The organism is Sediminibacillus albus, from assembly GCF_900101125.1.
GTDB lineage: Bacteria > Bacillota > Bacilli > Bacillales > Amphibacillaceae > Sediminibacillus > Sediminibacillus albus.
Genome location: NZ_FNFL01000005.1, coordinates 78,366 through 104,582 on the forward strand (window position 1 = coordinate 78,366; position 26,217 = coordinate 104,582).

General features: G+C 41.8%; 29 protein-coding genes and 2 pseudogenes. 11 read left to right on the forward strand and 20 right to left on the reverse strand.

What is annotated here, in order from left to right; translation table 11 throughout:
• Nucleotides 1-48 precede the first annotated feature (48 nt).
• The 4 genes from BLR93_RS13390 to BLR93_RS13405 all read right to left on the reverse strand — a co-directional run bounded on the left by BLR93_RS13390 (nucleotide 49) and on the right by BLR93_RS13405 (nucleotide 2,902).
• Nucleotides 49-675, reverse strand: coding sequence for a TasA family protein (locus BLR93_RS13390; protein WP_175559368.1), 627 nt, complete (start codon nucleotides 673-675; stop codon nucleotides 49-51).
• A gap of 38 nt (nucleotides 676-713) precedes the next feature.
• Nucleotides 714-1,295: a signal peptidase I SipW gene (sipW, locus tag BLR93_RS13395; protein WP_093215523.1), complete on the reverse strand. Its 582-nt coding sequence runs from the start codon at nucleotides 1,293-1,295 to the stop codon at nucleotides 714-716.
• Nucleotides 1,295-2,167 (reverse strand): amyloid fiber anchoring/assembly protein TapA, encoded by an 873-nt coding sequence (gene tapA, locus BLR93_RS13400; protein WP_093215525.1) that lies wholly within the window; start codon nucleotides 2,165-2,167, stop codon nucleotides 1,295-1,297. Before tapA ends, sipW begins: the two co-directional genes overlap by 1 nt.
• Before the next feature lie 117 nt (nucleotides 2,168-2,284).
• On the reverse strand, nucleotides 2,285-2,902 hold the full coding sequence (locus tag BLR93_RS13405) for a CalY family protein (RefSeq protein WP_093215527.1): 618 nt from the start codon (nucleotides 2,900-2,902) through the stop codon (nucleotides 2,285-2,287).
• 329 nt (nucleotides 2,903-3,231) lie between these two features.
• Between BLR93_RS13405 and BLR93_RS13410 the strand changes: the two genes are divergently transcribed.
• Both BLR93_RS13410 and BLR93_RS13415 read left to right on the forward strand, forming a co-directional pair.
• Complete coding sequence (locus tag BLR93_RS13410) at nucleotides 3,232-3,603, forward strand: helix-turn-helix domain-containing protein (RefSeq protein ID WP_093215529.1); 372 nt, start codon at nucleotides 3,232-3,234, stop codon at nucleotides 3,601-3,603.
• Entirely contained in the window at nucleotides 3,600-3,746 is a 147-nt protein-coding gene (locus BLR93_RS13415; RefSeq protein WP_093215531.1) for an anti-repressor SinI family protein, read from the forward strand. Before BLR93_RS13410 ends, BLR93_RS13415 begins: the two co-directional genes overlap by 4 nt.
• Nucleotides 3,747-4,470: 724 nt before the next feature.
• Here BLR93_RS13415 and BLR93_RS13420 read toward each other — a convergent pair.
• The gene (locus tag BLR93_RS13420; RefSeq protein WP_093215533.1) at nucleotides 4,471-5,214 is read right to left on the reverse strand and encodes a Cof-type HAD-IIB family hydrolase; all 744 of its coding nucleotides are present in this window, start codon (nucleotides 5,212-5,214) and stop codon (nucleotides 4,471-4,473) included.
• Between the two features lie 708 nt (nucleotides 5,215-5,922).
• Nucleotides 5,923-6,054 carry a sporulation histidine kinase inhibitor Sda gene (gene sda / locus BLR93_RS13425; protein ID WP_093215536.1) on the reverse strand — a complete coding sequence of 44 codons (132 nt, stop codon included), beginning with the start codon at nucleotides 6,052-6,054 and terminating at the stop codon, nucleotides 5,923-5,925.
• A 278-nt stretch (nucleotides 6,055-6,332) separates the two neighbouring features.
• On the opposite strand from sda, the gene BLR93_RS13430 reads away from it, so the two are divergent.
• Nucleotides 6,333-6,704: a helix-turn-helix domain-containing protein gene (locus BLR93_RS13430; protein ID WP_093215537.1), complete on the forward strand. Its 372-nt coding sequence runs from the start codon at nucleotides 6,333-6,335 to the stop codon at nucleotides 6,702-6,704.
• Nucleotides 6,705-6,746: 42 nt separating this feature from the next.
• On the opposite strand, the gene BLR93_RS13435 is transcribed toward BLR93_RS13430, so the two are convergent.
• On the reverse strand, nucleotides 6,747-7,043 hold the full coding sequence (locus tag BLR93_RS13435) for a spore coat protein (protein WP_093215540.1): 297 nt from the start codon (nucleotides 7,041-7,043) through the stop codon (nucleotides 6,747-6,749).
• 20 nt (nucleotides 7,044-7,063) lie between these two features.
• Entirely contained in the window at nucleotides 7,064-7,258 is a 195-nt protein-coding gene (locus tag BLR93_RS13440; protein ID WP_093215542.1) for a spore coat protein, read from the reverse strand.
• Between the two features lie 311 nt (nucleotides 7,259-7,569).
• On the opposite strand from BLR93_RS13440, the gene thpD reads away from it, so the two are divergent.
• A complete protein-coding gene (gene thpD, locus BLR93_RS13445; RefSeq protein ID WP_093215545.1) occupies nucleotides 7,570-8,460 on the forward strand; it encodes an ectoine hydroxylase in 891 nt (296 codons plus the stop codon).
• A 68-nt stretch (nucleotides 8,461-8,528) separates the two neighbouring features.
• On the opposite strand, the gene BLR93_RS13450 is transcribed toward thpD, so the two are convergent.
• From BLR93_RS13450 to BLR93_RS13460, 3 genes are all read right to left on the reverse strand, one after another.
• Nucleotides 8,529-9,413 carry an SMP-30/gluconolactonase/LRE family protein gene (locus BLR93_RS13450; RefSeq protein ID WP_175559369.1) on the reverse strand — a complete coding sequence of 295 codons (885 nt, stop codon included), beginning with the start codon at nucleotides 9,411-9,413 and terminating at the stop codon, nucleotides 8,529-8,531.
• A gap of 116 nt (nucleotides 9,414-9,529) precedes the next feature.
• A complete protein-coding gene (ppc, locus tag BLR93_RS13455; RefSeq protein WP_245690158.1) occupies nucleotides 9,530-12,262 on the reverse strand; it encodes a phosphoenolpyruvate carboxylase in 2,733 nt (910 codons plus the stop codon).
• Between the two features lie 280 nt (nucleotides 12,263-12,542).
• Nucleotides 12,543-13,946: a DUF4179 domain-containing protein gene (locus BLR93_RS13460; protein ID WP_245690159.1), complete on the reverse strand. Its 1,404-nt coding sequence runs from the start codon at nucleotides 13,944-13,946 to the stop codon at nucleotides 12,543-12,545.
• A gap of 327 nt (nucleotides 13,947-14,273) precedes the next feature.
• Here BLR93_RS13460 and BLR93_RS13465 point away from each other — a divergent pair, with 327 nt between their 5' ends.
• On the forward strand, nucleotides 14,274-14,951 hold the full coding sequence (locus BLR93_RS13465) for a serine/threonine protein kinase (RefSeq protein WP_093215556.1): 678 nt from the start codon (nucleotides 14,274-14,276) through the stop codon (nucleotides 14,949-14,951).
• Nucleotides 14,952-15,015: 64 nt separating this feature from the next.
• Here BLR93_RS13465 and galU read toward each other — a convergent pair whose 3' ends face one another.
• On the reverse strand, nucleotides 15,016-15,906 hold the full coding sequence (gene galU, locus BLR93_RS13470) for a UTP--glucose-1-phosphate uridylyltransferase GalU (RefSeq protein WP_093215559.1): 891 nt from the start codon (nucleotides 15,904-15,906) through the stop codon (nucleotides 15,016-15,018).
• Between the two features lie 103 nt (nucleotides 15,907-16,009).
• Entirely contained in the window at nucleotides 16,010-17,572 is a 1,563-nt protein-coding gene (locus BLR93_RS13475; protein WP_093215561.1) for an alpha,alpha-trehalose-phosphate synthase (UDP-forming), read from the reverse strand.
• Nucleotides 17,573-18,066: 494 nt separating this feature from the next.
• Here BLR93_RS13475 and BLR93_RS13480 point away from each other — a divergent pair, with 494 nt between their 5' ends.
• The gene (locus BLR93_RS13480) at nucleotides 18,067-19,002 is read left to right on the forward strand and encodes an LCP family protein (RefSeq protein WP_093215564.1); all 936 of its coding nucleotides are present in this window, start codon (nucleotides 18,067-18,069) and stop codon (nucleotides 19,000-19,002) included.
• Between the two features lie 467 nt (nucleotides 19,003-19,469).
• On the opposite strand, the gene BLR93_RS13485 is transcribed toward BLR93_RS13480, so the two are convergent.
• A complete protein-coding gene (locus BLR93_RS13485; protein WP_093215566.1) occupies nucleotides 19,470-19,700 on the reverse strand; it encodes an excisionase family DNA-binding protein in 231 nt (76 codons plus the stop codon).
• Nucleotides 19,701-20,035: 335 nt separating this feature from the next.
• On the opposite strand from BLR93_RS13485, the gene BLR93_RS18115 reads away from it, so the two are divergent.
• Both BLR93_RS18115 and BLR93_RS13490 read left to right on the forward strand, forming a co-directional pair.
• Complete coding sequence (locus tag BLR93_RS18115; protein ID WP_175559371.1) at nucleotides 20,036-20,191, forward strand: hypothetical protein; 156 nt, start codon at nucleotides 20,036-20,038, stop codon at nucleotides 20,189-20,191.
• Nucleotides 20,192-20,322: 131 nt separating this feature from the next.
• Entirely contained in the window at nucleotides 20,323-20,820 is a 498-nt protein-coding gene (locus tag BLR93_RS13490; protein ID WP_093215569.1) for a hypothetical protein, read from the forward strand.
• Between the two features lie 172 nt (nucleotides 20,821-20,992).
• On the opposite strand, the pseudogene BLR93_RS18460 reads toward BLR93_RS13490, so the two are convergent.
• The 4 genes and pseudogenes from BLR93_RS18460 to BLR93_RS13510 all read right to left on the reverse strand — a co-directional run.
• Nucleotides 20,993-21,504, reverse strand: a pseudogene (locus tag BLR93_RS18460) (methyl-accepting chemotaxis protein); the annotation flags it as partial.
• Nucleotides 21,498-21,809 (reverse strand): hypothetical protein, encoded by a 312-nt coding sequence (locus BLR93_RS13500; RefSeq protein WP_093215571.1) that lies wholly within the window; start codon nucleotides 21,807-21,809, stop codon nucleotides 21,498-21,500. The gene BLR93_RS13500 and the pseudogene BLR93_RS18460, both read right to left, overlap by 7 nt.
• A 449-nt stretch (nucleotides 21,810-22,258) precedes the next feature.
• Entirely contained in the window at nucleotides 22,259-22,567 is a 309-nt protein-coding gene (locus tag BLR93_RS13505) for a hypothetical protein (protein ID WP_093215574.1), read from the reverse strand.
• 183 nt (nucleotides 22,568-22,750) lie between these two features.
• Nucleotides 22,751-22,951: pseudogene (locus tag BLR93_RS13510) on the reverse strand (SDR family oxidoreductase); the annotation flags it as partial.
• On the opposite strand from BLR93_RS13510, the gene BLR93_RS13515 reads away from it, so the two are divergent.
• Nucleotides 22,938-23,201, forward strand: a complete 264-nt coding sequence (locus BLR93_RS13515; RefSeq protein WP_093215576.1) for a TetR-like C-terminal domain-containing protein — start codon at nucleotides 22,938-22,940, stop codon at nucleotides 23,199-23,201. The pseudogene BLR93_RS13510 and the gene BLR93_RS13515 overlap by 14 nt on opposite strands.
• A 3-nt stretch (nucleotides 23,202-23,204) precedes the next feature.
• Here BLR93_RS13515 and BLR93_RS13520 read toward each other — a convergent pair whose 3' ends face one another.
• Nucleotides 23,205-23,612: a hypothetical protein gene (locus BLR93_RS13520; protein ID WP_093215579.1), complete on the reverse strand. Its 408-nt coding sequence runs from the start codon at nucleotides 23,610-23,612 to the stop codon at nucleotides 23,205-23,207.
• A gap of 229 nt (nucleotides 23,613-23,841) precedes the next feature.
• Here BLR93_RS13520 and BLR93_RS13525 point away from each other — a divergent pair, with 229 nt between their 5' ends.
• Together BLR93_RS13525 and panF are read left to right on the forward strand one after the other, a co-directional pair.
• Entirely contained in the window at nucleotides 23,842-24,129 is a 288-nt protein-coding gene (locus BLR93_RS13525) for a YhdT family protein (protein WP_245690160.1), read from the forward strand.
• Nucleotides 24,126-25,559, forward strand: a complete 1,434-nt coding sequence (gene panF, locus BLR93_RS13530; RefSeq protein WP_093215584.1) for a sodium/pantothenate symporter — start codon at nucleotides 24,126-24,128, stop codon at nucleotides 25,557-25,559. Before BLR93_RS13525 ends, panF begins: the two co-directional genes overlap by 4 nt.
• Nucleotides 25,560-25,620: 61 nt before the next feature.
• Here the strand turns inward: panF and BLR93_RS13535 are convergent, their stop codons facing one another.
• Nucleotides 25,621-26,133 (reverse strand): hypothetical protein, encoded by a 513-nt coding sequence (locus BLR93_RS13535; RefSeq protein WP_093215587.1) that lies wholly within the window; start codon nucleotides 26,131-26,133, stop codon nucleotides 25,621-25,623.
• Nucleotides 26,134-26,217: the final 84 nt, after the last annotated feature.

Below are 26,217 nucleotides of genomic sequence, written 5' to 3' on the forward strand. Positions count from 1 at the left end.
TATAGAAAAGGGTCTTGATTATTGGGGGTAATGCAAGACCCTTTCTAACTAACTTAACTTGATATCTTTTCTGGTTTTTCTTGCGTAAAGATAAGCAGCTGTCCCGCTGATGAGCAGAACGGCGCCTATGAGCAGCATATTGAACATGCCTGCAGCCGTATTTGGCAGCCCTTTGCCATCACTCGTTTGTGGACCGGTTACTGGTACACCCTTTGCATGGATGATTATATTGAATGTACTAATTAATCCTTGATAGTCATTCCCTAATTCCTCCGGAAATTGAACGGTAAATGTCAATTCCTCTTCCATCCTGGCTTTCAGCTGCCGCTGTTCGAGTTGATTAAACGCTGCTAAACTGCCGGTGTACAATTCTTGATCCCCTTCTTTGACTTGCAGTACCAGTGCCTTATACAGCTTTTCTGACCCTGATTTGAATTCCGCGGAAAGGTAGTAATCCATGTTCTGTGATCCATTGTTTTGGATTGTATAACTTCTGCTCGCCCAATCTCCCGGCTTCATATTGTGAACATCAAACAGGAGATCTTTTGGCAAGGTCTCAATATCTATTTCATTCGCGGTGGCAAAAGATTGATGATAGCCAATGCTTGAAAATATCAATACAAAGACAACTAAGCTGGCAGCTATCATAAAGGCCAAACGGGCTTTTTTACTCATCATCATCACCCTTATTAGATGGTAATCCATCTATTTTATTAGGATTCCACAGAACCCTCAGCTTTTTTGGTTTCGTTTTTATCATCTATCTTAGCAATTGTCTGCCAAATCGTAATTGCTGCATAACCTAACAACAATAATCCTGGCAGGATTAACAGTAATGCACTCCCTTCTTTCGATTGGGCAAAGCTAATGAAATATCCAATATATGGGATAGTAAATCCGGTATATTCTCCAACTACATTTTGAGCAAGAACTGGATTCCTGTCAGGTCCGTCATTGTTATCGCCTTTTGTTTCATACATGACATTTTCACCGCTGGTTATCACATCAACAATCCGGTGGGTAATAAGGATATTACCCTCCTCCTGGAAGGTAATTACATCCCCCTTTTCAAACTTTGTCATGTCTCCTCCAGGTTCTACGGCAATAATGGAACCAGTTTGGATGTCTGGCTCCATAGAACCAGAAAGAACCGTTTTTAATTGATAGCCCATAATTTGTGGTTCGCCGCCAGAAGCTTTCGTCGAGATGACTACAAATACCATGAATAACAGGGTTGCAAACAAGGTATATGTGACAAGTCTGCTTAACCATTTTTTCACCATTGAATACTTCATTATTCCCCGCCCTCTTCTGTTTCTTTTGACTGCTTTTCTGTTTCTTTTTCCGTTTCTTCGATGTTTGATTCTGAATCGGACTTTGCCTTGGCTTTCAGCTGTTCTTCTGAATTCTTCCGTTCGCCATCCTGCTGTGCCTCCGTGCTGGTTTCCCCATTATTCTCCGCTTGTTTTTCTTCTGGTTGTTCCTGGCTGGATTGGTCAGATTTTTGTTCTGTTTGCTCCAGACCTTTTTCTGCCTCATTGTCCTTCACATTGTCTTCATCTTTCACTTCCGTGGATTCCGTATTTGTCTCGTTCTCCTGTTGATCTGCTTCAGATGCTTTTGATTCTTCCGCTTCTTTGCATTCTACCTTGATCGTTTCACTCCAGAGCTCCCCTTTACCAGGATGCCCATCAACTTGATAAGCTTTAAATTTGTAATTTCCAGGTGCGCCTGCCAAGAATGTAAGCACTATTTCTGCACCATTTTCCAGCTTTTCAATTACACCCTCGCCTGCAGCCAGTGGCAGCTTCTCCCCCTGTTTCGGATTCCCTTTCTCTGCATAATAAACTTCATATGTAGAAGTGATTTCCATTGACTCCCCGCCATTCTTAAGGGAGGCAGAGATTTGTGCCGGTTCACAGCTGTTAACTGACCTGTCTTTGTTTTCATTTGGAAAAACCAGCGAGCTTTTATCCCATTGATCGGTTTCCCAAGTTCCAACTCGAACAGCAGTAATCGCCTGTGACGAGTCATTAAAATATGCTCCCGTCGAGGAGGTCAACATCGCAGCTGAACAAATGGCAACATACCAGATAGCCAAAATTTGTACAGCAATTCCTGCTTTCTTGTATTTCTTTCTATATTTAACCAAGCGTGAGCTTCGCATTTGGGTAATCCTCCCTGCTTAATTATTCTTTCTAGTTAACGGACAAAACTGTTGCCTGCCAACTAGAAAGAATAAGGATGGAAAGGTGAGGGCTGCTCACCTTTCCTGAAAAACAGATTATCTACTTTCGCCAGCTTCTTGGTGGGCTTCGAAAGACCATGTAAGCTCTAGCGAGTCACCTTGGAATTCGTTTTGATCTTCGCCGTTATCTACAAATTCAAATTGAACGTAAAGGGTATCGGAGTCGCCAGCTACCAATCCATCATTTTCTTCTAGCCATGGAATGAAGATATGATTTTCAACTGCGTCTGGAGACATGGATTTCAGTTCGCTCAACGTAGTTTCATAAATAACATCATCGGAAAGCAAATCATTTGGCGGAATAGTAGCCTTATCGTCGTTCCACAGGAAGTTGACTCTTATATGCTCGCCGAAGTCTTCTGTGTTATCGCCTTCCGCATCACCTACAGAATAGTCAGTGCTTAGCAAAACTTCCGCAATATCCAAAGTTCCTGTGTTTTGCAATTCAAAGGACCTAGTCATCCAATCACCAGGTTTTAAGTTATCAACATCTATAATTGTTGTTGGCTCCGCATTTAAATCCAGCGTACCTGCAGCAAAGGTGCTTGTTGTTTCTGCTGTATCACTAAAATACGCATATGTACCTCCCCCGATTAAAGATATACCAAGTGCTGCTGACATAACTCCCATACCTAACTTCTTTTTAACGCTCATTCTTTTTCCTCCTCTTTCTAACCTTTTTATATTTTGAAACTCCTACTATGTAAAGGAGTTGCAAACAGGTGCAGACGTTCGTTATCAACCTCATATCGTTCTTTTTAAAGAACCAATAATTGGAGTATAATCCATATTTCCTAGATAGAAAAACCTGAAAAACATCCGAATTTCTTAATTAAGAACATATTACGTTCTTTTACACGAATTACCTTTTATTTACTTACTTTTACGTATTTTTTAAAGAACGTATTGTTTTATATAATGAACAAAACAGCTATGTATGCGACTCAACTGTTCTTTATTACAACAAAGATAGGAAGAAAGCCATGATTGGTAACCGGGTAAGAAACGAAAGGAAATTAAAAGGGTACTCGATTACAGAGCTTGCAAGACAAGCGGGGGTTTCCAAGTCTTATCTGAGCTACATAGAGAGGAACTTACAACAAAACCCTTCGCTGCAGATTCTTTCCAAAATAGCAGCTGCGCTCGACACGAGTATTGACTATCTACTGGAAGAACGCATCGAAGAACAGCCGGCCGAACCAGCAATCATATTAGACAAAGAATGGGAGGGACTGTTTCGCAAAGCGGTAAATGAAGGAATGAGTAAAGAGGATTTTCGCGATCTCCTGGAATATGTAAAGTTTAAAAATTGGTTAGACGAAAAAGAGAATATCAGTAGCGGAGGAGAAAAATGAGCAAATCACGGGAGAGTGGAGAACACCTTGATAAAGAGTGGATAGAGTTGATGCTGAATGCAAAAGGACTCGGAATAACCCAAGATGAAATCCGCAGTTTTCTGAGCGTTCATCGTAAACCAGGTGGAGAAAAACAAACATAACTAAAAAGTGGTTGGGACAAAACCTACATCCATTTGCAACAACCGAACGATACCAGCATATGAAGTTTTTACAGGCCATCTTCAAGCATTGAATTGATGATGCAATGGATATAAATGGCGATTAACAGTAGGTAATTTCTTGATAGAATGGGATAAGCGCTAGTACGGCGCTATTTCAAGTAAATCGTAAGCATTTGTGGACGGCGGAAAACAGTACGTAGACTCTCAGAGGAGGAAATCCACGGAGACTCCCGCGGGAGATAAGGACTCGGCGAGACCCCGCAGAGTGAAAGCTCGAGGAGGCTCACCAGCCGCGCGGAAAGCGTAGTCTATTTCCGCAGCGGTCGTCATGCAAGATAGTAAGAATAGCTTAACAGCGGGCAGAATACGTAGACCCCAGTGGGAACAGCACGAGTCTGAAGACCCCGGGAGAAGCCGTTTCTGCTTCTGAGGACAAGAAACGCTTCGGCAGCGACTCATCGCACGCAGAAAATGGCTCCTTTATTTTCAAGAAGGCTGAAGCCGTGCCCACGGGGAGCGAAGTATGCTGCCGGCACCTAACCTTGTTAGAAGGAAAAATTGAGTTGTCAATGTGTTAGCAGGTTATATGAGGCATTAGAAAAGAAAAATCGAACGAGTTCGAATCCTAAGGATTTCGAATCATCGTTCGATTTTTGCTTTGGCCACTATCCTTTTATTCCAATCTCTTTTTAATAAATTTTCCTTATAATACCCAGTGCTTAATAGCTTTGGCTACTCCGTCCTGGTTATTTTCAGCGGTTACCCAATCGGCAGCCTGTTTGACTTCCTCCTGAGCATTGCCCATTGCTATTCCAAGACCGGCCTCTTGAATCATTTTGATGTCGTTGAGACTATCGCCGACAGTCATCACTTCCGCAAGCGTAATATTCATCAACCCGCAAATTTTTTCCAGAGCCCTAGCTTTGTTGATGCCGACTGCATTAATCTCGACATTCATTGGATGGGAATTACTTAACTCCAGCAGCTCATTATCTTGTAATTCCTCAAGAATTCTTTCTTTTACTTCTTCACTGTCAATGTCGATTCCTACCTTTAGCCATTCATACCCTTCAAGGTCAGCAGGAAATTCGCCCCTGAACACTTTTTCCGTGGAAGCCATCCAAGCACTTGTCCCGTATCGTTCATTTAAATCTACTAGTGCTTTAATCGTTTCAATATCAAGTGACTGGCGTTCGATCAGTTCCCCTTCGGAAGACCATATTTCACTGCCATTGACCGTGATTAAGTAAGATGAAAGGTTTAAAGAGGCGGCATGTGCAGCACAGGAGGAGCGATGGCGGCCAGTGGATAGTACGACCTCGACTCCTTTGTTGCGCGCCTCGGTTATTGCTTGACTGTTTGCTTGGGAGATTTCATCATCCGAATTTAACAGTGTTCCATCCATATCTAATGCAATTAATTTTATGTTAGGTTTACTTACCACCAAAACAACTCCTTTTAGTATTAATCATAGCCTTTCCTATTATAATACAAAACGGCAAATCTGCCAGTTTTCCTGTTTTATTAGTTGAACACACTTTGCTTCATCACCTGTCTCGTTTTTCATTTCCCATAATTGTTGCTATCAACACCTATTCTATTGCAGCCATTAAACTGCACCCCTTTCCCACTTCCCTAATCTGCTGGCAGCTCGGGTAAATTTTATAGGCATTTAGAATCATCATTGATTGAGTCAGTGTTTTGATGATTAAGAACTTTCTCAGATGGGAATAGTTAATATGTGCGCACAAAATAGCTCGACACTAAAGCTTGACAATCCACCCGCAGAATGTTATAGTTAGTAATCAGCTTCGCCAAAGGAGCAACTTAAATGATGAGAATGACAAGTAAACTGGCATTCTGCTTAGTTTTTAGTAACACTTATTCACACTGGATCGGCTTCGGAGCCGTAAGGATGTAAGAGAGGTAGGGCTTACGTCGTCTAAGGTTTAAAAATGACCAGGTGGAAAATGGACCGCGGCAATTTTATTTAAAAAATAAATGGTTTTATATACTTGTTAAAGACAAGTTGCTTATAGTGTTCTCAAAATGAAAGACGCTCCCAGGTTCTGGGAGCGTCTTTGTATGTATAGACGATTCTGCTCCAGGCAATCGCTATATACCAATTGTTTTTTAGTAACGAATGGAACCATAATTAGTCAGGGATTTTTATGCCACGAAAGACTAACGCATCTCTTAATAAATGGATAAAATTCCTTTCTAGTTGCAATTCCACCGCTTTAACATAAGCATCCAACAATTTTTCATCCGGTAATTTATCAAACATATATCTCACCTTTTAAATAGTATTCTCTTCTTATCATCCTATTAAGCAAACGAGCTTAAGTGTGAAAGGAAAATTTACGATGACCTGGATGTTGGGTAAATTATGCACTGGCGTCGTCCCGTTTTTACTTATTTTTATGTACAAAGTCGGTTCATAGGGACAATTGCCTATAGTCATCTTACTAAAATACTTTTAGTATTTCAATGATTATTAAACGATATTTATAGTATGTTCGAATGTTTAGCAAATACAGGTATATTTTTCATAGAGGTGATAGAATGCTCCGAAAACCGATCTCAAAAGCAGTAGGTGAACGGCTTAGAACAATCAGGAAAATGAAAGTACTCAGTCAAGAAGAACTAGCGCATGCTGCCGGATTACATCCGACCTATATCGGCCAGCTTGAAAGAGGAGAAAAGAACCCCACCATCGATACCATTGACAAAGTAACAAGTTCCTTGGGAATATCTTTATCGGAGCTTTTCCGCCTCACAGAAAATTTAAAAGAGGATCAGTCAGAAACGATTTTACAACTTAGAAGTCAAATTAATCAACTTAGCGAAGAAGATCGTAAGACGATAATAAAAATAATTGACGTTATGGTGGAATGGAAGGAAAAGACAAATAACCAGGCAAAAGAGCGTTCCTAAACAGGGCGCTTTTTTGTCTGGTTTTTATGAACAACAGTTTTATTATCCGTTAACCATTTCCAAAGCCTTTTGGACTTTTTCCTTATCGTGAGATAGTTGTTCATCGAGATCATAGGCATGATACATTTCATTTTTTATCATATAGTTAGCAATTTTCGCATGGGTATCAATCGCTTCATCCAATTGCTTTTTCAATACTTCCCTTACTTCAGGTGAAGCTGTTTCTGTTATCGCAACAGCATAAGTTCGCACAGCCGCTTTAGCTGTAACAAGAAAATCCGTAGCTATAACTTCATCACGCATTTTGCCAGCTGTTTTTAATTTTTCTAATAGTTCCATGTGCATTCACCCTTTCCGTTTTATTTAGCTAATACTTCTTGTAAATCTTTTATTGCTTTTTCCGAACGCTGTACTTCATTGTCCAGCATCTGTTTTAAAGTGTCGTCTTCTGCTAATGATTTCATCGCATGCGCTTTTAAAATCGCAGACTGCTTTAAGGTAATTATCTCATGTACCTCTAAGGTTTCATGTATTGCAAGTTTGCTTGAAGCCATTTAATTTCTCCTCCTTTAACAACAGACTAATTTGATCCACAAGTTTCTATACCCAGAACATCTTAAAGCCAAAACGTCTTATAGCGCATTAATAGCAAAGCTTGCTGCGAAAAACGCATCTTACCTTTTCAAAATCCAGATAAACAGACATATAAAAACCTATTTTATCTCAGTAACCTGTCAAGCGGCTCAATAAGAGCACATTCATTATCAGGAATTTTGCTAATTTAAGGCTTGTCTATTAGTCTAGTAGGTGAGGAGTTTTCTGAAAGTTATTAATATTTCACGAAACGATAAAGGAGTGGCTAAGTATGAAAGATCTTTATCCATCCAGGAAAAGTCAGGAAGTCAGTATTATTCCAAGGAAGGACCCAGTCATCCACGCGGAAAAAGGTCAGGAAAACCATTCATCGCTATCGAAGGAGCAATTGGAATCCTATCAGCAAAATGGTTTTTTAATGTTGGAAAACTTCTTTTCTGAAGCAGAAGTAAAACAAATGAGCAATGAAATCTACAGCTTGGCAGATGATTATAAAAATACGGAAACTCCTGAAGTAGTCAGAGAACCGACGAGTGATGAGATTCGTTCTATTTTTGCTGTTCACGAAAACAGCAGCTATTTTGACAAGGTAGCCGCTGATAAACGAATATTGGATATTGTCAATCACCTGCTTGGCAGTGAAGTCTATGTCAACCAGTCACGGATTAATTATAAGCCCGGCTTTACCGGCAAAGAATTTTACTGGCACTCAGATTTTGAAACCTGGCATGTGGAAGATGGCATGCCGCGGATGCGGGCAGTTAGTGTATCGATTGCACTGTCAGACAATCACACATATAACGGACCATTGATGTTGATTCCCGGCTCCCACCAGCACTTTATTTCCTGCGTTGGTGAAGCGCCGGAAAATCATTATAAACAATCCTTGAAGATGCAGGAGTTCGGCGTTCCGGACCATGACAGTATGAGGTGGCTCGCCAATAAGTATGGCATTTCTGTACCTACCGGGCCTGCTGGGAGTGTTCTCTTATTTGAGTGTAACACTATGCACGGCAGTAATAGCAACATCACCCCGTTTGGACGGAACAATTTATTTATGGTGTACAACAGTGTTAAAAACCGCTTGGTCGAACCATTCTCCGGTGCGGATCCAAGACCTGAATTTATTGCTGCCCGAAAAAAGCTGCCTGTATTAGGCTAGTACTCCATAAAAAAACATCCCTTTGCGGAGCGATTTCACAGCTGTCCGCAAAGGGATGTTTTTTAATATTAAGACTGGGGAGAAAATTTATAACTGGCAGCACCTTTCACATTTGTGTGGAAGCGGAACAAACCGCCGGCATATGGCTGCTCATCAAGTTGTCCCTTCGTCAAGTGTTCGCGGGCTGTAGTAATATACAGCTGATTCATCTCAGCACCTCCAAATGCACAGGAAGATACATGACTGGCAGGCAACTCCACTACTTGCCGACACTCTCCCGTTCCAGGATCCCATCTGCCAACGCGGGCACCACCCCATTGCGCCACCCATAACATCCCCTCGGTATCGATTGTCATCCCATCTGGCATCCCTTCTGACTCAGGAATTTTAATCACGGTTCGCCGGTTGGATATATTTCCTGATTTCAGATCATAATCAAAAGCATCAATTTTTTGTGTTGGGGTATCGGCAAAATACATTGTTTGCTTATCGTTACTCCAGGCCATGCCATTGGAAACAGTGACATTCGGTACCATTCTCCTTAAATGATTGTCCCCGTCCAACCGGTAAAGGGAAGCTGCGCCAGGTTCCAGTTGCAACGGCATCGTCCCAGCCCAAAACCTGCCGGCAGGATCGCACTTTCCATCATTAAAACGGCTGTCTGGTTTGTCCTTTTCTGGATCTGCAATAAAAGTTAGCTTGGTTGTATTTTTATCCATCGAGTAAATGCCGTTTTGCATTGCCAGTAATAAATCGCCAGAAGTCTGCATTACAACAGCACCGATGTATTGATCTACCTCGATCACCTTATCCGTATTATCGGCAGGATCAAAGATATGTATTTGCTTGTTATTAATATCTACCCAATACAGCCGTTGCGTATCTGCATCCCAAAAAGGGCCTTCTCCCAATTCTGCTTTTGCATCAAGGACTAACTCCAATCGATTTTCCATCATGTATCCTCCTTTTAACCTATTTCCTTTTATCAACATCATCAAAAAACGGGCAACGGACCCTGCGCCCATTACCCGATTTTTGTTTTACAGAAAGTGAGAAGCTGCGTGAAAAATCAACCAGTATTACGTAACCCGGCAGCTATACCGCTAATAGTCAGCAATGCCTCGATTAACAGGCCATCGTCTGGATTTTCCTGCTCTCTTAATTCCTTAATAAGGTTCACTTGCAGTAAATTCAAAGGATCTACGTAAGGATTACGGCGATGGACAGACTCTTGCAAATTAGGCGTGTTATCAAGCAATTCACTGTTTCCTGTGATTTTCAACAGAACTTCTCGCGTTGTTACATATTCTTCTACAATATTACCAAAAATCCGGTCAGCCATTTGCTCATCTTCTACTAAGGCAGCATACTCCTTGGCGGTAGTAATGTCTGCTTTCATCAAAGCCATTTGCAAGTTGTCTATCGTAGACCGGAAGAATGGCCATTTTTGATACATATCCTGTAATTTCTGTAAGTTGTCGGAGCTTTGCGATGCAAAGCTGTTTAATCCGGTTCCAGCCGCATACCAGGCCGGGAGTAATTGCCGGCTCTGCGTCCAGGCGAAAACCCACGGAATGGCTCGCAAATCTTCAAAGCGGTTGCGGTTCTTCCGGCTCATCGGACGGGAACCAATGTTAAGCGCCCCTAGTTCGTTAAGAGGAGTAGCCTGTTGAAAGTATGTCAAAAAGTCTTTATCACCAAATACAAGCGATTGATATTTTTTCAAGGAAACAGCAGAAATATCCTCCATGATAGTTCTCCAATCCTCTTCCTCAACGCTGTTTCCGCCGCCAACACCTCTCGTGTTATCAATGGTTGATTCAAACAGAGTAGATGTCGCTTGTTCCAGACTCCGATAGGCAATATCCTCTAATAAATAACGCGAAGACAATACTTCTCCCTGTTCCGTTATCTTAACGCCATCTCCGAGCGTTTCAGGCGGCTGGGACAGGATACTCCGGTTGAGCGGTCCGCCTCCTCTTCCAAGCGATCCACCTCGGCCATGGAAGAATTTTAAGCCTAAATTGAATTTTTTGGCAACATCATGAATTTCCTGCTGGGCCCGGTAAAGTCTCCAGTTAGCGGTAAGTGTTCCGCCATCCTTACTGCCGTCTGAATAACCGAGCATGATTTCCTGTCGATCTTCATGCTTGCTTAAATGATCCCGGTAACAGTCCATACGGAAAAGCGTCTCCATAATCTTTGGCCCGGCAATTAAATCGTCGACTGTTTCCAACAATGGAGCAACGTTTAAATGAGTCTCTACTGTTCCGTCTGCATGCAGACGGTAAATACCTGCCTCTTTGGCTAAAACGAGCACTTCCAGCAGATCACTTGCTGACTGCGTCATACTTACTAAGTAGACAGTAATTGATTTACGGCCAAACTCATCATGGGCATCCTTAATCATCTGAAATACATTAAGCATTTCCTGTGTTTCTTTTGAATAGTCTTCGTTTAGCAATAAAAGCGGGCGAGGATCGTTTAGAACACTTTCAAGAATCTTCACCTTCTCTTCCTCTGTCAATGAAGCATAATCTTCAGTGATGTGAACCTTCTTTAAAATCTCTGTGATTGCTGACTCATGTTCACCGCTATGGTTACGAATGTCCAATGAGGCAAGATGGAAACCAAATAATTGAACTTGCCTAATCAATTTACTTAGAGCCTTCCATTCCCGCTCAATCGGCTGATGGGCATTGACACTTGCTTCAATTAATTTTAGATCTCCTAAAAGTTCCTCAGCCGTAGCGTACCCTATTTCTGATTCACCCGTATGATCAAGCCGATTTAACATGACCGCAAACTTCCGGCGGTACACCTCAGCTTCTATTGCCCACCTCTTGTCCTTATCCAAGTATTTTTCCTCTTCCGCTGTGACAGACTCGATCAATTCCTCACTGACGGCTACCCGGTTCCTCGAGTGGCTGAACCGCTTCATCAGCTGTACAATAATCTCTTTATACTTCTTGATTGCAAGATCCCGCTGTTTATGAAGCGTTTTCCAAGTAATTTCCGGAGTGACATTCGGATTGCCATCCCTGTCCCCGCCAATCCAAGAACCAAAATGAAGGAAATTAGGAACCTTCCAGTTTTTGCAGGAAAAATTCTCCTTCAATTGTTCTTCTAATTCCTGATGCACCTCTGGAAGAACATCAAAGAAAGTCTGGTCGAAATAATACAAACCGTTTCTCACTTCGTCCATTACCGTAGGCTTCCGGTGCCTTAACTCATCCGTCTGCCATAAAATAGTGACTTCGTTGATTAGATTTTCTTCCAGTTCTTTTCTCTCTTTTTTCGTCAATCTGGATTGTTCGAGCTGAAGCAGAATGCTGGCAATCTGTTTTTGAATTTCCAGTACTGAATGCTTGGTAGCCTCTGTCGGATGTGCAGTAATAATCAACTCAAGCGATAGTTCATCAAGGACCTTCTGGATCGTTTGTTCGTCCACTTGTTTATCTTTCAGAGAAATAATGGCGCTTTCAATAGAACCCGGCTGGGCAATATTATCATCCTGCAGCTGGTATTCCCGGCGCCTGCGAATACGGTGGTTTTGCTCGGCTGCGTTAATCAGGTGAAAATACACCGAAAATGCTCTTATGACCTGCTGGCGCAATGGTTCATGAAGGTTGTTGATCGTTTCCTTTAATTCTTTATATGTTTCTACATCATATTCTTTTCTCAGCTTTTTAGTGGTGACCCGGATATTTTCCACCGTATCTAATAGTTCAGGTCCGCCATGGTGCAAAAGAATTTCCCCTAGTATGTTCCCTAAAAACTTTACGTCTCGTCTTAACGACATGCTACTATCCCTTTCCTTTTCTAGTGTCTGCAAAGTCTCACCTTCCCTATGACTGTTGATTTCGATAATGTCTGTTACTACTATTCTATAATGAATGAAGGAAAATATCATGGAAAAAGCGGTCATCTATCTAAAAACGATATTGATATTCCAAAAATCATTCGAATAAGCAGATATAGAAGGTGAGCGAAAATTACGAAAAATAACCCCTTTAAGCCTACAGCCCCATCGCATCGCTGCTACCGCAAACGGAATGAATGCTTTTTCATCTGGAAGGGCCTTATAAACCGATTTGTACTTTTTCATCCGGAAAAGTAGTAACCTGGTAATGCCTGATTATCAGTTTTGTCGGTCTAACTTCCTCCCCATTTTCCGCTCGTAAATGGTAGACCATTTCTGTTGGAAAATAACGTATATCTTCTACAGCAACCATGCTTTCAAGATCGTCTTCTTCGTACACATTCCCCTTATGATCAGCATAAATACCACTCTTATTCTCCTGGCCGACTTGCATGCTCTGGGGCTCGCTGGCAAACTCATATTGCAGCCGTTGGAAATTTCTATCCTTGTTCCATTTTTCCTTAATGGTAAAAGTGGTTTCTGTGCCAATGTCGATATCTTCTATCGATAATTCAATTCCTTTAAAGGTGAACTTCTGCGGCGAATCCTCCTCCGGATCTATCGGAAATGCCTGATTTACAGCGATATGCTCTTCTAAGCGTTCAAGGGTTAAATGAAAGGAATCAGCCGGATCGTAATACATCGACTCAAATGCGGCTTGTTCTTCTACCCACTCCCCCGAAACCTTGCTTGCATAACCAGGAATCAAACCCGCTTCTTGTCGCTGATAACTTCGCTTTTCCGCTTGCAGCTCACCAAAAAGAAAGTATTTCATCCCATCCTGAGGGTTGTTCTTCTTATATCGGAAATTAATCAGGGTAGCGGTCGGCGCAACTCGGACAGTGTCGATTTTGACTTGGCTGCCATTTATCTTTGTTTGTAAGTTGACTGGCTTTTCGATGATTTCCTCTTTTTTCGCTGTTATCGAAAATTTCCACTCCCCTTCCACAGGAATACTCCTTTTAAAATCCTCCGGCTGCATCATCCCCATCTCATCATTTTTAACTACTTCTGTCAGCCCTTCTACTTTTAATTCAAAGGAGCCCTCCGACTCTTTAACCGGAGCAAGTCCAATTCGCCCGCGGTATTTACCTTCCGGCTGATCCATTTGATCTTTAAAGCTGTGGATCAACTGCCCAGAAGCCTGACTCGTATCAAACACACCTCTTTCACTGGATACTTTGGGTGGTACCGCATGGTCTACCCTTAACAACCTGTCCTGCTGTAAATCTTCGACTTCATAATAAACCAACGTCTGAATATCATCAGCGATCACGTGGGTAATGGTAACTTCAATACCATTATCCTCCTGTTTAAGATTCAAACTGTTACCCAGTCCGTATTTCCTAATCTCCTCCAGGCTCTCATCATCAGCCATACTCATTCCATTCCACCAGTTCGCCATCTTTGCCGCTCCTCCGGTTGCATATACAAAACCGCAAACAAGGAAAACAGCAATTAGCATGATTGGCCAGGCCTTTGGCGGTATGTGCGATAGGAAAGAAGGTTTGTTTTGCTGATATACTTGTTGGCAAGCGCGGCATTCATTTAAATGCATCTCCATTTCTGCGCGCTTCTTGCCGGTCAGTTTATTTTTCTTATATTTGTACATCCTTGTCATACAACGTTGGCAATCGATGGCATTCACCTACTCTTTCTTAGTTGTTTGGAGATAAAAATCCCTAGCTCTTATTCATACTTTTTCGACAATATCCTTTTGTTTTCCTTTCTTACCCTCAAATGTTTTCATTTCTTTAAGATGATTATAGATTGCGGGCCTGTGGAGGCTCAAACATATAAATACCAGCATATTGCATAGTTATAGGATATAATCTAACTACTAGCTGCTGCGCATTTAGTCAAACATGTCTTGCTAAGGATGGCGAAAAGAATGAGGGAAAAATGGGAGCCTGCGATCAAGTCATTAACGGAAATTGAAGTAGTCGCAAACGGTGATAACGAACTTGTCCTTATTAATGGACAAAGTGATGGATTAATTTGCATCGGCATTGGGACCGATGCCGCTGTTTTCCGCCATATTGAAACACCGGATGTTGCTTTCAAGCTTTATGCCAGAGAAAAAGTTTCTAAGAGAGATCAGGAAAGATTGGTATATCGCATGCTAGGGAATAATCGTTTTTTTCCAGCCTGCTATGGTACAGGAGACAGATTCATCGTCCTTAGCTATGAACAAGGCACCACATTATATGATTGTCTATTGCAAGGACTCCATATTCCAGAAAGCGTAATCAAGGATGTTGATGAAGCAAGAGCCTATGTACGTTCAATCGGATTGAATCCAAGGGATATTCATTTAAAAAATGTCCTATTACAAAATGGCAGGGCAAAAATAATCGACGTTTCTGAGTATATAAATCCTGGCGATGACTGTCGGTGGGAGCATCTAAAAAGAGGCTACCATGAATATTATCATCTCATCGATGGGAAGCCGATTCCCTTTTGGCTGGTCGATACTATCAGAAAATGGTATAACCAATGGAATGGCCAGACTTTTATCTTTGAGGAATTCATGAAAAAAGTCACCAGGCTTACGATGTTTTGGCGATAATAGATTTATGTATAAAAAAGAAACAGATGGAACCGCGTGACTAAGCGGACATCTGTTTCTTTTATTATTTCATGCTGTTTTCCGTGTTTTGTTCTTTTAATGCCTGTTGGAGAAATTCAGTCAATTGGGCACTCATTTCCTTATCTTGCAATGCCATTTCGATTGTACTCTTGATAAATCCAAACTTTTCACCAACATCATATCTTTTACCTTCAAAGTTGTAGGCAAATACTCGCTGGATTGTATTTAATTTCTGAATGGCGTCCGTTAACTGGATTTCGCCTCCTGCCCCTTTTTCCTGCTTATCGAGGTACATGAAGATTTCCGGAGTCAAAATGTATCTACCCATGATTGCCAGATTGGATGGCGCGGAGCCTTGCGGCGGCTTCTCTACAAAGTCAGAAACTTCATATAGCCGGCCGTCCTGGCTGGAAGGATCGATAATTCCGTAACGGTTTGTTTCTTCTTCCGGCACTGTCTGTACACCAATTACTGAAGACAATGTTTCATCATAAATATTCATTAATTGTTTTAAGCAAGGGGTCTCCGCCTGGACAATGTCATCGCCTAACAAAACAGCAAATGGTTCATTGCCGATGAATTTCCGCGCGCTCCATACGGCATGGCCTAAGCCTTGTGGTTCCTTTTGTCTTATATAATGAATATCCACTTCTGCTGGCTGCTTGATTTTCTCCAGCAACTCATACTTTTCTTTTCGTCTTAAATTCTCTTCCAGTTCAAAAGAATAATCAAAATGGTCTTCAATTGCACGCTTCCCTTTACCAGTAACAATAATAATGTCTTCGATGCCGGCTTCCACTGCCTCTTCTACAATATATTGAATCGTAGGCTTATCAACGATCGGAAGCATTTCCTTAGGCATAGCTTTTGTTGCTGGTAAAAACCTTGTTCCTAAACCTGCGGCTGGAATAATTGCTTTTTTTATTTTACTCATGTTTCTCACCCTTTAGTTTGTATTGTTGTTTACTGTATTGTAATTCCATCATAAAGGAAAAAACCTTTTCTTACTATATAATGCCGATAAGCTTTACTGTTTTTTAATCAATTCCTAATGCTTCGAGGATGTCATTTGCCCAGCGGTCGATGTCATATTCAAATACATGGTCGCGCATCGAGCTCATTCTCCGCTTCTGTTCATCCTCCGGCGCATCCCATGCTGCTTTAACAACTTCCTTCATCCCGTTAATATCATGTGGATTGCACAGCCAGGCGTCTTTTAATTCTTGGGCTGCTCCTGCAAACTCACTTAAAATTAAATTTCCGTCGCAGTGAATCCGGGATGCAACATACTCCTTACATACAAGGTTCATGCCGTCGCGGATCGGTGTGACCATCATGATATCGGCGATCCGGAATAGTGCGGCCAGCTCTGTACGGTTCAAGGAGCGCGGAATGTAATCTACTGCCGGATACCCTAACCGTCCAAACTCACCATTGATGCCGCCTACTTCCCGCTCTATCTTTTCACGCATTTTTGCGTAACTCTCCACCCTTTCTCTAGATGGAGGGGCCACTTGTACTAGCACCACTTCTTCCGGGTCCAGTACGCCATCGGCAAGTAATTCTCGGTAGGCCTTAAGGCGGCGGTCAATTCCTTTTGTGTAATCAAGCCTATCGACCCCAAGGATAACTCTGCGGTTGCCGCCGATATCGGTTAGATACTTATGAATCAGCTTTTCTACCTCTGAACTTCGGGCAAGCTCATCATAAGTGTTACTGCTGATCGAAATTGGATAGTCATCCACCTGGACAGTCCGGCCATCTTCGGCAACGACTGACTTTTCCGTCGGCGACAGGCCTAAAAAGTCGCGGGTTAAATCGAGAAAATTACGGGCAGCTCCTTTTACTTGAAAACCGATCAGGTCAGCCCCGAGCAGTCCTTCGACAATTCTTTTCCTCCAAGGCAGCTGGGAAAACAACTCTTTGGGCGGGAATGGAATGTGAAGGAAAAAGCCAATTCGGACATCCGGCCTTAATTCCCTAAGCATTTTGGGAACCAGCTGCAGCTGGTAGTCCTGTATAAAAACGGTACTTCCTTCTGCCGCTTCCTCTGCTGCTGCATTGGCAAACCGCTGATTTACTTCCACATATTTGTTCCACCAGCTCCGGTCAAAAGTCGGGGTTACCATGGCATCATGGTAAAGCGGCCAAAGAGTAGCATTGGAGAATCCTTCATAATACTCTTCCACATCACTCTGGTTCAGTTCAATCGGGACGATTTTCATGCCTTCCTGCTTAAATGGCTCTGGCGGCTTTTTCGTGCCTCCTGCCCAGCCAATCCAGGCACCTTCCCTTTTTTTCAGCATCGGCTCCAACGCGGTTACAAGTCCGCCCGGCGACCGCCGCCATTTCACTGTACCATCGGTATCTGTATAACTGTCTACTGGCAGGCGGTTTGCCAGCACAATGAACGTTGAGCCTTCTTGCGGAATGTTACTTTCTTCACTCCGGGAGGCTTTATTATTTGTTTGCTGGTTATTTTCCTGATTAAAGCTGGATTGTAACTTTGTTTGTTTTTTATTTGGATAGATTTCTTGATCGATAATCGCGGATGAACCTTCTAACGATCCGTCTTTCTCTATATTTCTAACTTGCTTCATATGCCCATCCTCCTTGATATTATTGGCAGAAAAATAACTGGTAACCAATTGATACCCTTTCTTTTTTATAATAAAACCAGTTTTATTTTGGCTGGACTGGCAAGAACTTCTTAGAGGATTAGATGTTGGAAAAATCGGAGAGCACGGGGCTGGACGTAGTCAAGAGAAAGTATTATAGGAAGAAAGAAGAACTTGAGGCCAACAGTTATAATTAGTATTATAAACCAGTAATACTCATTGTTTTAAATTTATGGAAGATAACCTGACAATAGTTTGCAACGTTGCTTTACCAAACACCCGTTTTTTCTCTCTCAAGTTATGAAGCTGTTCTAAGTCTCATAGTAACCATTAGTGCATATATGATAGAATGAAAGAAATGTCCTGTATTTTAGCAGGCATTTTAATTAGACCGTCCATAGGTGCCTCATTTCTTTAGAACGGCGGCATTAAAATGAAAAACATTTCAATCTATTAATCCAAAAAGGAGTTACTTTATGAGTGAATTAAATAGAAGAACGCTACGCAAACGAAAGAAAAGAAGACGTTTTCTTGTTTTCCTGCTGGTTTTCTTTGTCTTAATTGGCGGCTACACTTTTTACCAATGGTATAAAGCAAAATCTACCGCTGAGGAAAACCAGCCGAAACAGGAATTTAAGTTTGAAGGCGATGAAGAAACCGCTGATAATTTTAATGTATTGATGCTTGGGATAGATGCACGCGGGGAAGAGAAATCCCGGACAGATACGATCATGATTGCCCATTATGATTCCAGTTCAAAACAACCGAAGCTAGTATCGATCATGCGCGATACCTATGTGGAAATACCAGGCCATGGAGCAAATAAAATAAACGCTGCCTACTTTCTCGGAGGCCCTGACTTATTGAGGAAAACAATCAGCCAAAATTTCGGCATAGAATTAAACTATTATGCGATTATCGGCTTTGAAGGATTTGTGGACGTTGTCAATACCATCGCACCGAACGGGATTGAGGCAACTGTCACACCAGCGATGGTTCAAGACAAGAAGGCACTTGGCATCCAGCTCGAGGAAGGAACACAAAAGTTAAATGGTGAAGAACTGCTTGCTTACAGCCGTTTTCGCCATGATGGCAACAATGACTTCGGCCGAGTCGAGCGTCAGCAGGAAGTAATCACAAAAATTACTGACAAAGTAAAAAGCATCTCGACAATAACCAAACTGCCTGAATTGATCGGCTATGCCCAAGGATATGTTGATACAAATGTAAGGACTGGTTTAATGACGAGCATTGGCAAAGACTTCGTGCTGGGAAATACCAAACCAATCGAGACGCTCCGTATTCCGGAGGATGGTTCCTACCAGGATGTACGGACAGACGCCGGACTGGCCCTGTCGATTGATTTGGAACACAATGCAGCCCTTATGCAAGAATTTTTAAAAGATGAATAGACGTGGTTATGACATAATATACATCCACTTGCGAAAACAACGATAACACCATATAATTTTTAATTGGAAAACGCTAGTACTGCGCTGCGGAAATACACTACGCTTTCCGCGGGCGGCTGGTGAGCCTCCTCGAGCTTGCGCTCTGCGGGGTCTCACCGAGGCCTTCCCTCCCGCAGGAGTCTCCGTAGATTTCCTCCGCTAAAAGTCGGCGTATTCAGCCTGCACGGATAGGGCTGAATACGCCGACTCCAGTGGGAACACCACGAGTCTGAGGCCGTACCCACGGAAAGCGAAGTATGCTACCTGCGCAAGTGTAAGCATTCAACCTTGTTAGAAGGAAGAAATAGAGTTGTCATACCTTAAACATTAGCAAAGAAAAATCGAACGAGTTCGAATCCGAAGGATTTCGAATCATCGTTCGATTTTTACTTTGGCCACTATCCTTTTGTCCCAATCTCTTTCTGTATTCAATCCTCGTCCTTTATATCTAAATCTTCCGGAAAAGGTTCATTTAAATATTCCAGGATTTGGGCCCGGTATGTTTCCACTTCCTCTAAATGGGTAGTAAACTGTTCTTTATTAATTAGGTACTGCTCCCCATCATGAATTGCTCGAATCCGCTTTTGCAAGACCAATGTTTCCACCAGCTGTTCCTTTAGCGACAAATGTTCAGCAGTTTCTTTGATTGTCAGATACATCACTTATCACCTACTTTAGAAAATCCTATTATTCAGCCCTGCGGCATGCTTCCCTTGCACTGTGAGAAAGGTAAGACAGCCACTATCTTTATCATACATTAAACCTTCTTTGTAAACAGCAGGGGCACGATTATTTATCGCCATGTCTTGTCTATATTATAAAAGCATCATCGGTTTATCTGCCAGCTTTCCTGTATAAATGTCAGGATCGCTTGTTTGGATTCGAAGCGACACTTAGGTTCTTAGACAAGTCAGCATCTAAATATACTAGAAAGAAGGAGATAGGCAGTCCCTGATTCTCCCATTGTCAGGGACTCCCAAAGGGAGGGTTGCTTGTGAAACATCTGGACTGGCACATGATTCTATTTGTTGGCACTTCCTTGGCCCATGACTATTGGCTGTATTGGGGTCTTCCCCGCATCTACTTCTGGGACGTGCACGGTCGCCATAAAAAAACGGATCCCCGCGATGATGCAAATAAAGCGGCATAAGCTCACTTTTGCAGGAGGGGAAGCATTTAACTGCCTCTTTTATTTTTTTGAAATTTCTCCCACTTTACGTTGAACTGGAAGCACTATTGGAATAAAATAGAAATATCCAGAGCCTGTTCGAAGGAGGAATTATGAGAAAAACACTATTATGTCTGATTTTAACGGTAACAGCTTTGACTGCTTGTTCCGATGCCGATTCCAAAGAAAACTATTCGATTGACGATGCAAAAGCAGCCGGAGATGTCATTGCCCAGCACCAAGTAACTACATTTGATGAAATTGTCCAAGGGGCTGTAGAAGTTGATAATCTGGAAAACCTAATTCAGCTGATAGATAACGTTGAACAAAACAATCAAGATAAAGTGGATATTTCCATCTTTGACCTGGATGGCAGCCATTCCAAGAATATAATTTCTTATGATGGCAAAATGATTACTTTCGAGAACAATTATGGTCAATACGAACAGTCGCCGGCTGGTACTTTTACTTGCTCCTACATATCCCAGCGGGGCCCCATCGTTTATCTAAGTTCGTGCCAGGCAGAAGATGGAACAGAGCACTCCACGATGATTGGCTTTATTGGTACAGAAGATGCGTTCAGGGAAGCACGGAATGCCACAGATGATTAAATAAAAACGCACGCTAAGCAGTTTAGCGTGCGCCCATTCGTTATTGTATTGGAATAATCTTTTACCTACCCTTAACAAGGCATTCTTAGCTATCGCTGCATGAAAGAAGACTCCCTGTTCAGGGGGAATATTTTCATTTCAGTTATCAATTTTTATCACTAAGTTTTTAACTTCAATCGAGTTTAAATTGTTTAACCATATCTTCCAGCTCTTCAGAAAGTCCTTCTAACGAATTAGCGTTGCTAGAAATATCCTGGATTAAGTTGCTAATCTGAACAACAGATGCTGTTGTTTCCTCGATTCCTGCTGCAGATTCTTCAGAAACAGAAGCAATGTTTTCAATAGAAGAATTTATTTCCGTACTATTTTTACTAATCTCCGTCAGGTTAGTGGTTATACTCGCAATCTTACTAACCATTTGCACGACAGCCTGATCAATATTTTTAAACTCTGCCCCTGTCACTTTTATTTGTTCTGTTCCTCCTCAACCTGGTTGTAGCCTTTCGTTAAGGATTCCGCTACACCATTGGACTCTGATTGGACTTTTCCAACAATGCCTGTGATTTCAGAAACTGATGCTGACACTTGCTCTGCCAACTTGCGTACTTCATCGGCAACTACAGCAAAACCTTTTCCATGTTCACCAGCCCTTGCCGCTTCAATTGCAGCATTTAAAGCTAGTAAACCGTCTGCAGTCTTTCAAAAATTGGCTGTACTACGCTAGTCAAAGCTTGACGGTCACCGTTCCGAAAAGCTTCTATTACATCGGGATTTTTTGCATAAGATTGTGTGAGTTCCAGCAGTTCTTCAGAAGTATTATTAAGTTGAGTGGAGATGGTTTCCTTTGAGGAAAGCAGGTTCTTCTGCACAATATTTTCGAGTCCTTGATTGGTGCTGAAATAAAGGAGGGAACTAATCAATATTAGTGGAATAATAGATACCAGTAATAATGACGTAAACAATTTGGCTTTTACTGATTTGTTAAACATTAAATTTCTCCTTGGTGACATCTCAAGATGTTTTATGTAGTCCTACATTCAGAATGTCACGATTTTTCGACAAAAACCGCCAAATTTTTAGTATTCTATTTTTAGTTTATTTTATCGCTAAAAAAGCCTAAAGCATCTTGTCTACTAGTTAAATTGACTTACACAAAAAAGACCCCGGAATTTAAACCCGGGTCTTCCCTGTTTATTTGTATTAAAACGCCTTGTAATAGACAAAAAGTTTTACCACATAATGCTTTTTCCTGTGCTCACTTTCGCCCCTTGAAGAATATCATCCGACCCTGTACCCACACCTATTTGTAAGTCGAACACTTCAAACAACGTCCCATAGGAATCTTTGCTTGGGCCTTCCAGTTCATCATAGTAGAAAGAAGCATTGGAAGAGAGGTTTCTGACAAAATTATCCCCAAGCTCTTTTCGTTTTTCATCATTCAGCTCGCTGCTACTTGTATCGTCATGGTAATCTCATTTTCATTGACTTCAATATAAGCATCCTTTACGCCTTCGTATCCTTCAATGGTAGAATAGGTCATATCTTTTATCTCATCAGATATTTCAATGTCCTCCGCTTTGACAGTATCTTCTGCTTGTTCTTCAGGCTCTTTTGCCTCATCTTTGTCCTGGTCGGTTGTTTCTGCATTAGCTTCGTCCTTGTTTGATGTTTCAGCATCTTCATTAGAACATGCCGCGAACAAAATAGCCAAGGTAAGTATCATCATACCTAGTATAATTTTTTTCAATTATGTTCTCCCCTTTGATTTTATGAATAAAATTACCTAGAGGATTATAACACCAAATAGGACAAAAAAGAAAGAACAGCAGCCGAAAGTTTTAGTTACTCATTCCCACTCAACATCAAAAACCCGGAAATCGCAACCTGCTCGCGAAAACCGGGTCGTCCATTTTCCCTCTTTAGAAGACTATTAAAAGGCAGCGGTCCATCCACCATCTGCGGTGACCACTGTACCATTAACAAAACTGGAATCATCTGATGCTAAAAATAACGCCACTCTGGCAATCTCCTCGGGCTTCCCTATGCGCGGCATCACATCCTGAACTGCCTTTGTCCAGCTGGCACCAAACTGATTCAAGTTTTTGATGGAAGCACCGATGTTCGTTTCTACTCATAAAAAAATAACCAGCGAATTGAAAAAACTTTCGTTTCATGATCTGGCTGACGTAGAACCAAGCCCCGAAATTAACTCAGAATTACACGCCAACTATCAAGCCTACGCCATTTTTGGGATGATCATGGAATGGGTAGAAGGTGATTTTAAGTTGTCTCCTGTCTATTTGGCCGATCAGTTATTAGAAATATTGAAGTTTAGTCCAGTTAACAGTAGATTTATCGTTAAAAATGATCGGAATGGTTAGCTGCTATGTGGATTTCTTTTGTTGAAACCTGCGCGTCTGCTCATCCCCGAACCATAAAGAAAAAGCAGCGACCAAAACAACGATCCATTCGATGAAGGGTATGTCCCATAGCCGCTCAGCAGCCGCTTCATAAACAACTAATGCACCAAATGAAAATAGCAAGTGAATTAATAAGGACATAACTGGTCGAACAACATTGCAGGATAAATAGACAAAAGGCCAGGTGAGTAAATCTGCTAATATGGAAATCAGGATTCCAATAATGAAGAATATCGGCAGTATTACTACCCAAATTAATGCTGCAAATGTTATGGTCTCGCCCTCTAATAAAACATAAATAGCTAACAAAAGAAGGACCACTCCGTTCATTGTCACCAAAGCCATGACTTTTCTCATCATCCACTTTCCCATTCAATCCTCCCCTTCCCAGCACTATGAAACTTATTCAATAACTAACGCTTGAATCCTTTTTATGGACAGATTAATCAATTGAACAACAAAGAAATTCGCGCTAAATTGATGATAGCAAGAAAGCTGACAACAAGATGCTGGCGTTTCAGTAGGAAAAACCTTTAAAATAAAGAAAAAAGAGAAAAATTGTTATCGCATGATAACAATCCATGAAAGAGGGGGCTATACCTTGAACAACCATCAAGCATCAGAAAAAGACTTTCGTTTTAAAATAGCAAACAGAGAAGCACTTTTAGGTATTGGTTTAGTATTGTTCAATTTTATTTGGTGGTTTGCCTTCGCCTATGGGCTGGGCGGAAAAGATCCTTCAGAATATACATATGTTTTTGGCTTGCCAGCATGGTTTTTTTACAGCTGTTTATTAGGTGTCATCGTAATGTCTGTGCTAGTATTTTTTGTAGTAAAACGATTTTTCACAGACGTATCCTTTGATGAAGAGGAATATGAGGACCAATGAATTGGGAAGCAGCGATTACATTGTTTGGTTCCGTTGCCCTGATATTCTTTATTGGATTAACGGCGAGTCGGAAAGAAACAGTCGGAAAATCATTTATGCAGGATTACTATTTAGGCAGCCGGAGTTTGGGTGGTTTTGTCCTTGCCATGACCATGACGGCTACCTACGGCAGTGCAAGCAGCTTCATCGGCGGCCCTGGCGTGGCCTACAATGAAGGATTAGGCTGGGTGTTGTTGTCCGTTACACAGGTGGCAACCGGATATTTTACGTTGATGATTCTCGGGAAAAAGTTCGCGATTGTCACCAGACAATATAAAGCAACTACTTTGATTGATTTTTTAAAGGAACGCTATCAATCTAAGCTTGTCGTACTCCTGTCCGCTATCAGTATCGTCGTGTTTCTTTTTTCGGCAATGGCGGCACAATGGATTGGCGGCGGCCGTCTAATTGAATCGCTGACCGGGTTGTCTTATACATCGGCTTTATTCATTTTTGTTGTGACGGTTTTAATTTATGTAACATTCGGCGGTTTCCGTGCCGTCACCTTGACCGATGCAATACAGGGAAGCATCATGTTTATCGGAACACTGGTGCTGTTAATAGCCGTTATCATTGCGGGCGGCGGTATTTCAGAAATCATGGCAGACCTTCAGGCCGAGAATCCTAATCTGATTACGCCGTTTGGATCAGACGGATCATTAACAGCTCCTTATGTTTCGTCTTACTGGGTACTGGTTGGGGTCGGGGTGGTTGCCTTGCCGCAAATCGCAGTGCGGGCCATGTCATACAAAAACACAAGGTCCTTCCATCTGGCACTGATGATCGGCACCATCGTGGTCGGTGTAATTATGCTGAACATGCATTTAATCGGAGTATTCGCCAGGCCTATTTTGCCGGGAATTGAAGTGGGCGACAGAGTGATGCCGCTGATTGCCCTGGAAGTTTTGCCCCCGTGGCTTGCAGGTATTGTACTGGCGGCACCACTTGCTGCGATTATGTCGACGGTAGACTCGCTGTTGTTGATTGTCAGCTCCACAATTGTGAAGGATGTCTATATGAATTACATCAAACCCGATGCTTCCCGACAACGCGTTCAACGGATCAGTATGGGAATCACAGCTCTACTGGGTATCTTTGTTTTCCTGATGGCGGTTAACCCGCCTGACTTAATTATTTGGCTCAACCTGTTTGCGATTGGCGGTTTGGAAGCAGTGTTCATTTGGCCAATTGTGATGGGACTTTATTGGGAAAAAGGCAATAAATACGGAGCAACTGCATCGATGATCGTCGGTATCATATCTTATATATTATTCCAGTCCTTCTATCCTGAGCCATTGGGGATGCACGCTGTAGTCACATCCATTTTACTGGCTTTCGCAGCCTATGTCAGCTTCAGCTGGGGTATGGGACTGAAAGTTGTGGAACACTAAGGAGTACTTATTACCTCAAAATCCAGCTCCGGGAATACGCAATGCTTTCCCGGAGCTTCCCTCATGGTATTTCTGATACGATGATGCCTGTGACAGTTTCATCCATGATCAATTCGATATTTTTTTGATGCGATTTATCAAAATATCCAATCACCACTGATCCAGTATCATTACGCTCATAATAATCATTGCCCAATAATTTAACAATTTCTTCTTTAGACTTCCCAATTAAGGTTGCTATTTCCGAGTTAAAAACATCTTTTCCAATAAAAAATCGTTTTACTTTGCCATCAGTCAACATAACATCCAGACTATAATCTTCCTTATCATTACCGTATATGTAATAGGTTGCTTCAGGATTTTCTACTTCCTCAATGAAATCTGGTTCACCGAATTCCTTCCTTACCTGCTGCTCTGTTGCATTAATTGTTATTGTATGAATCCTGGCTTGGGATAAATCTGTACTTTTCGTGTCATCGTAATAATCCATTTTATTTTTTGAATCACATCCGCTAAGCAGGAACGCACATATGAAAAAAATTAGTATGATTATGTTTCGCTTTTGGTTTGGCATATAACTGACCTCTCATTTTCAAAGAAAGACATCTGTCTTTTCAATAAAGATTATTACCTGCTAAAAGTCTGTTTCATGAAATAT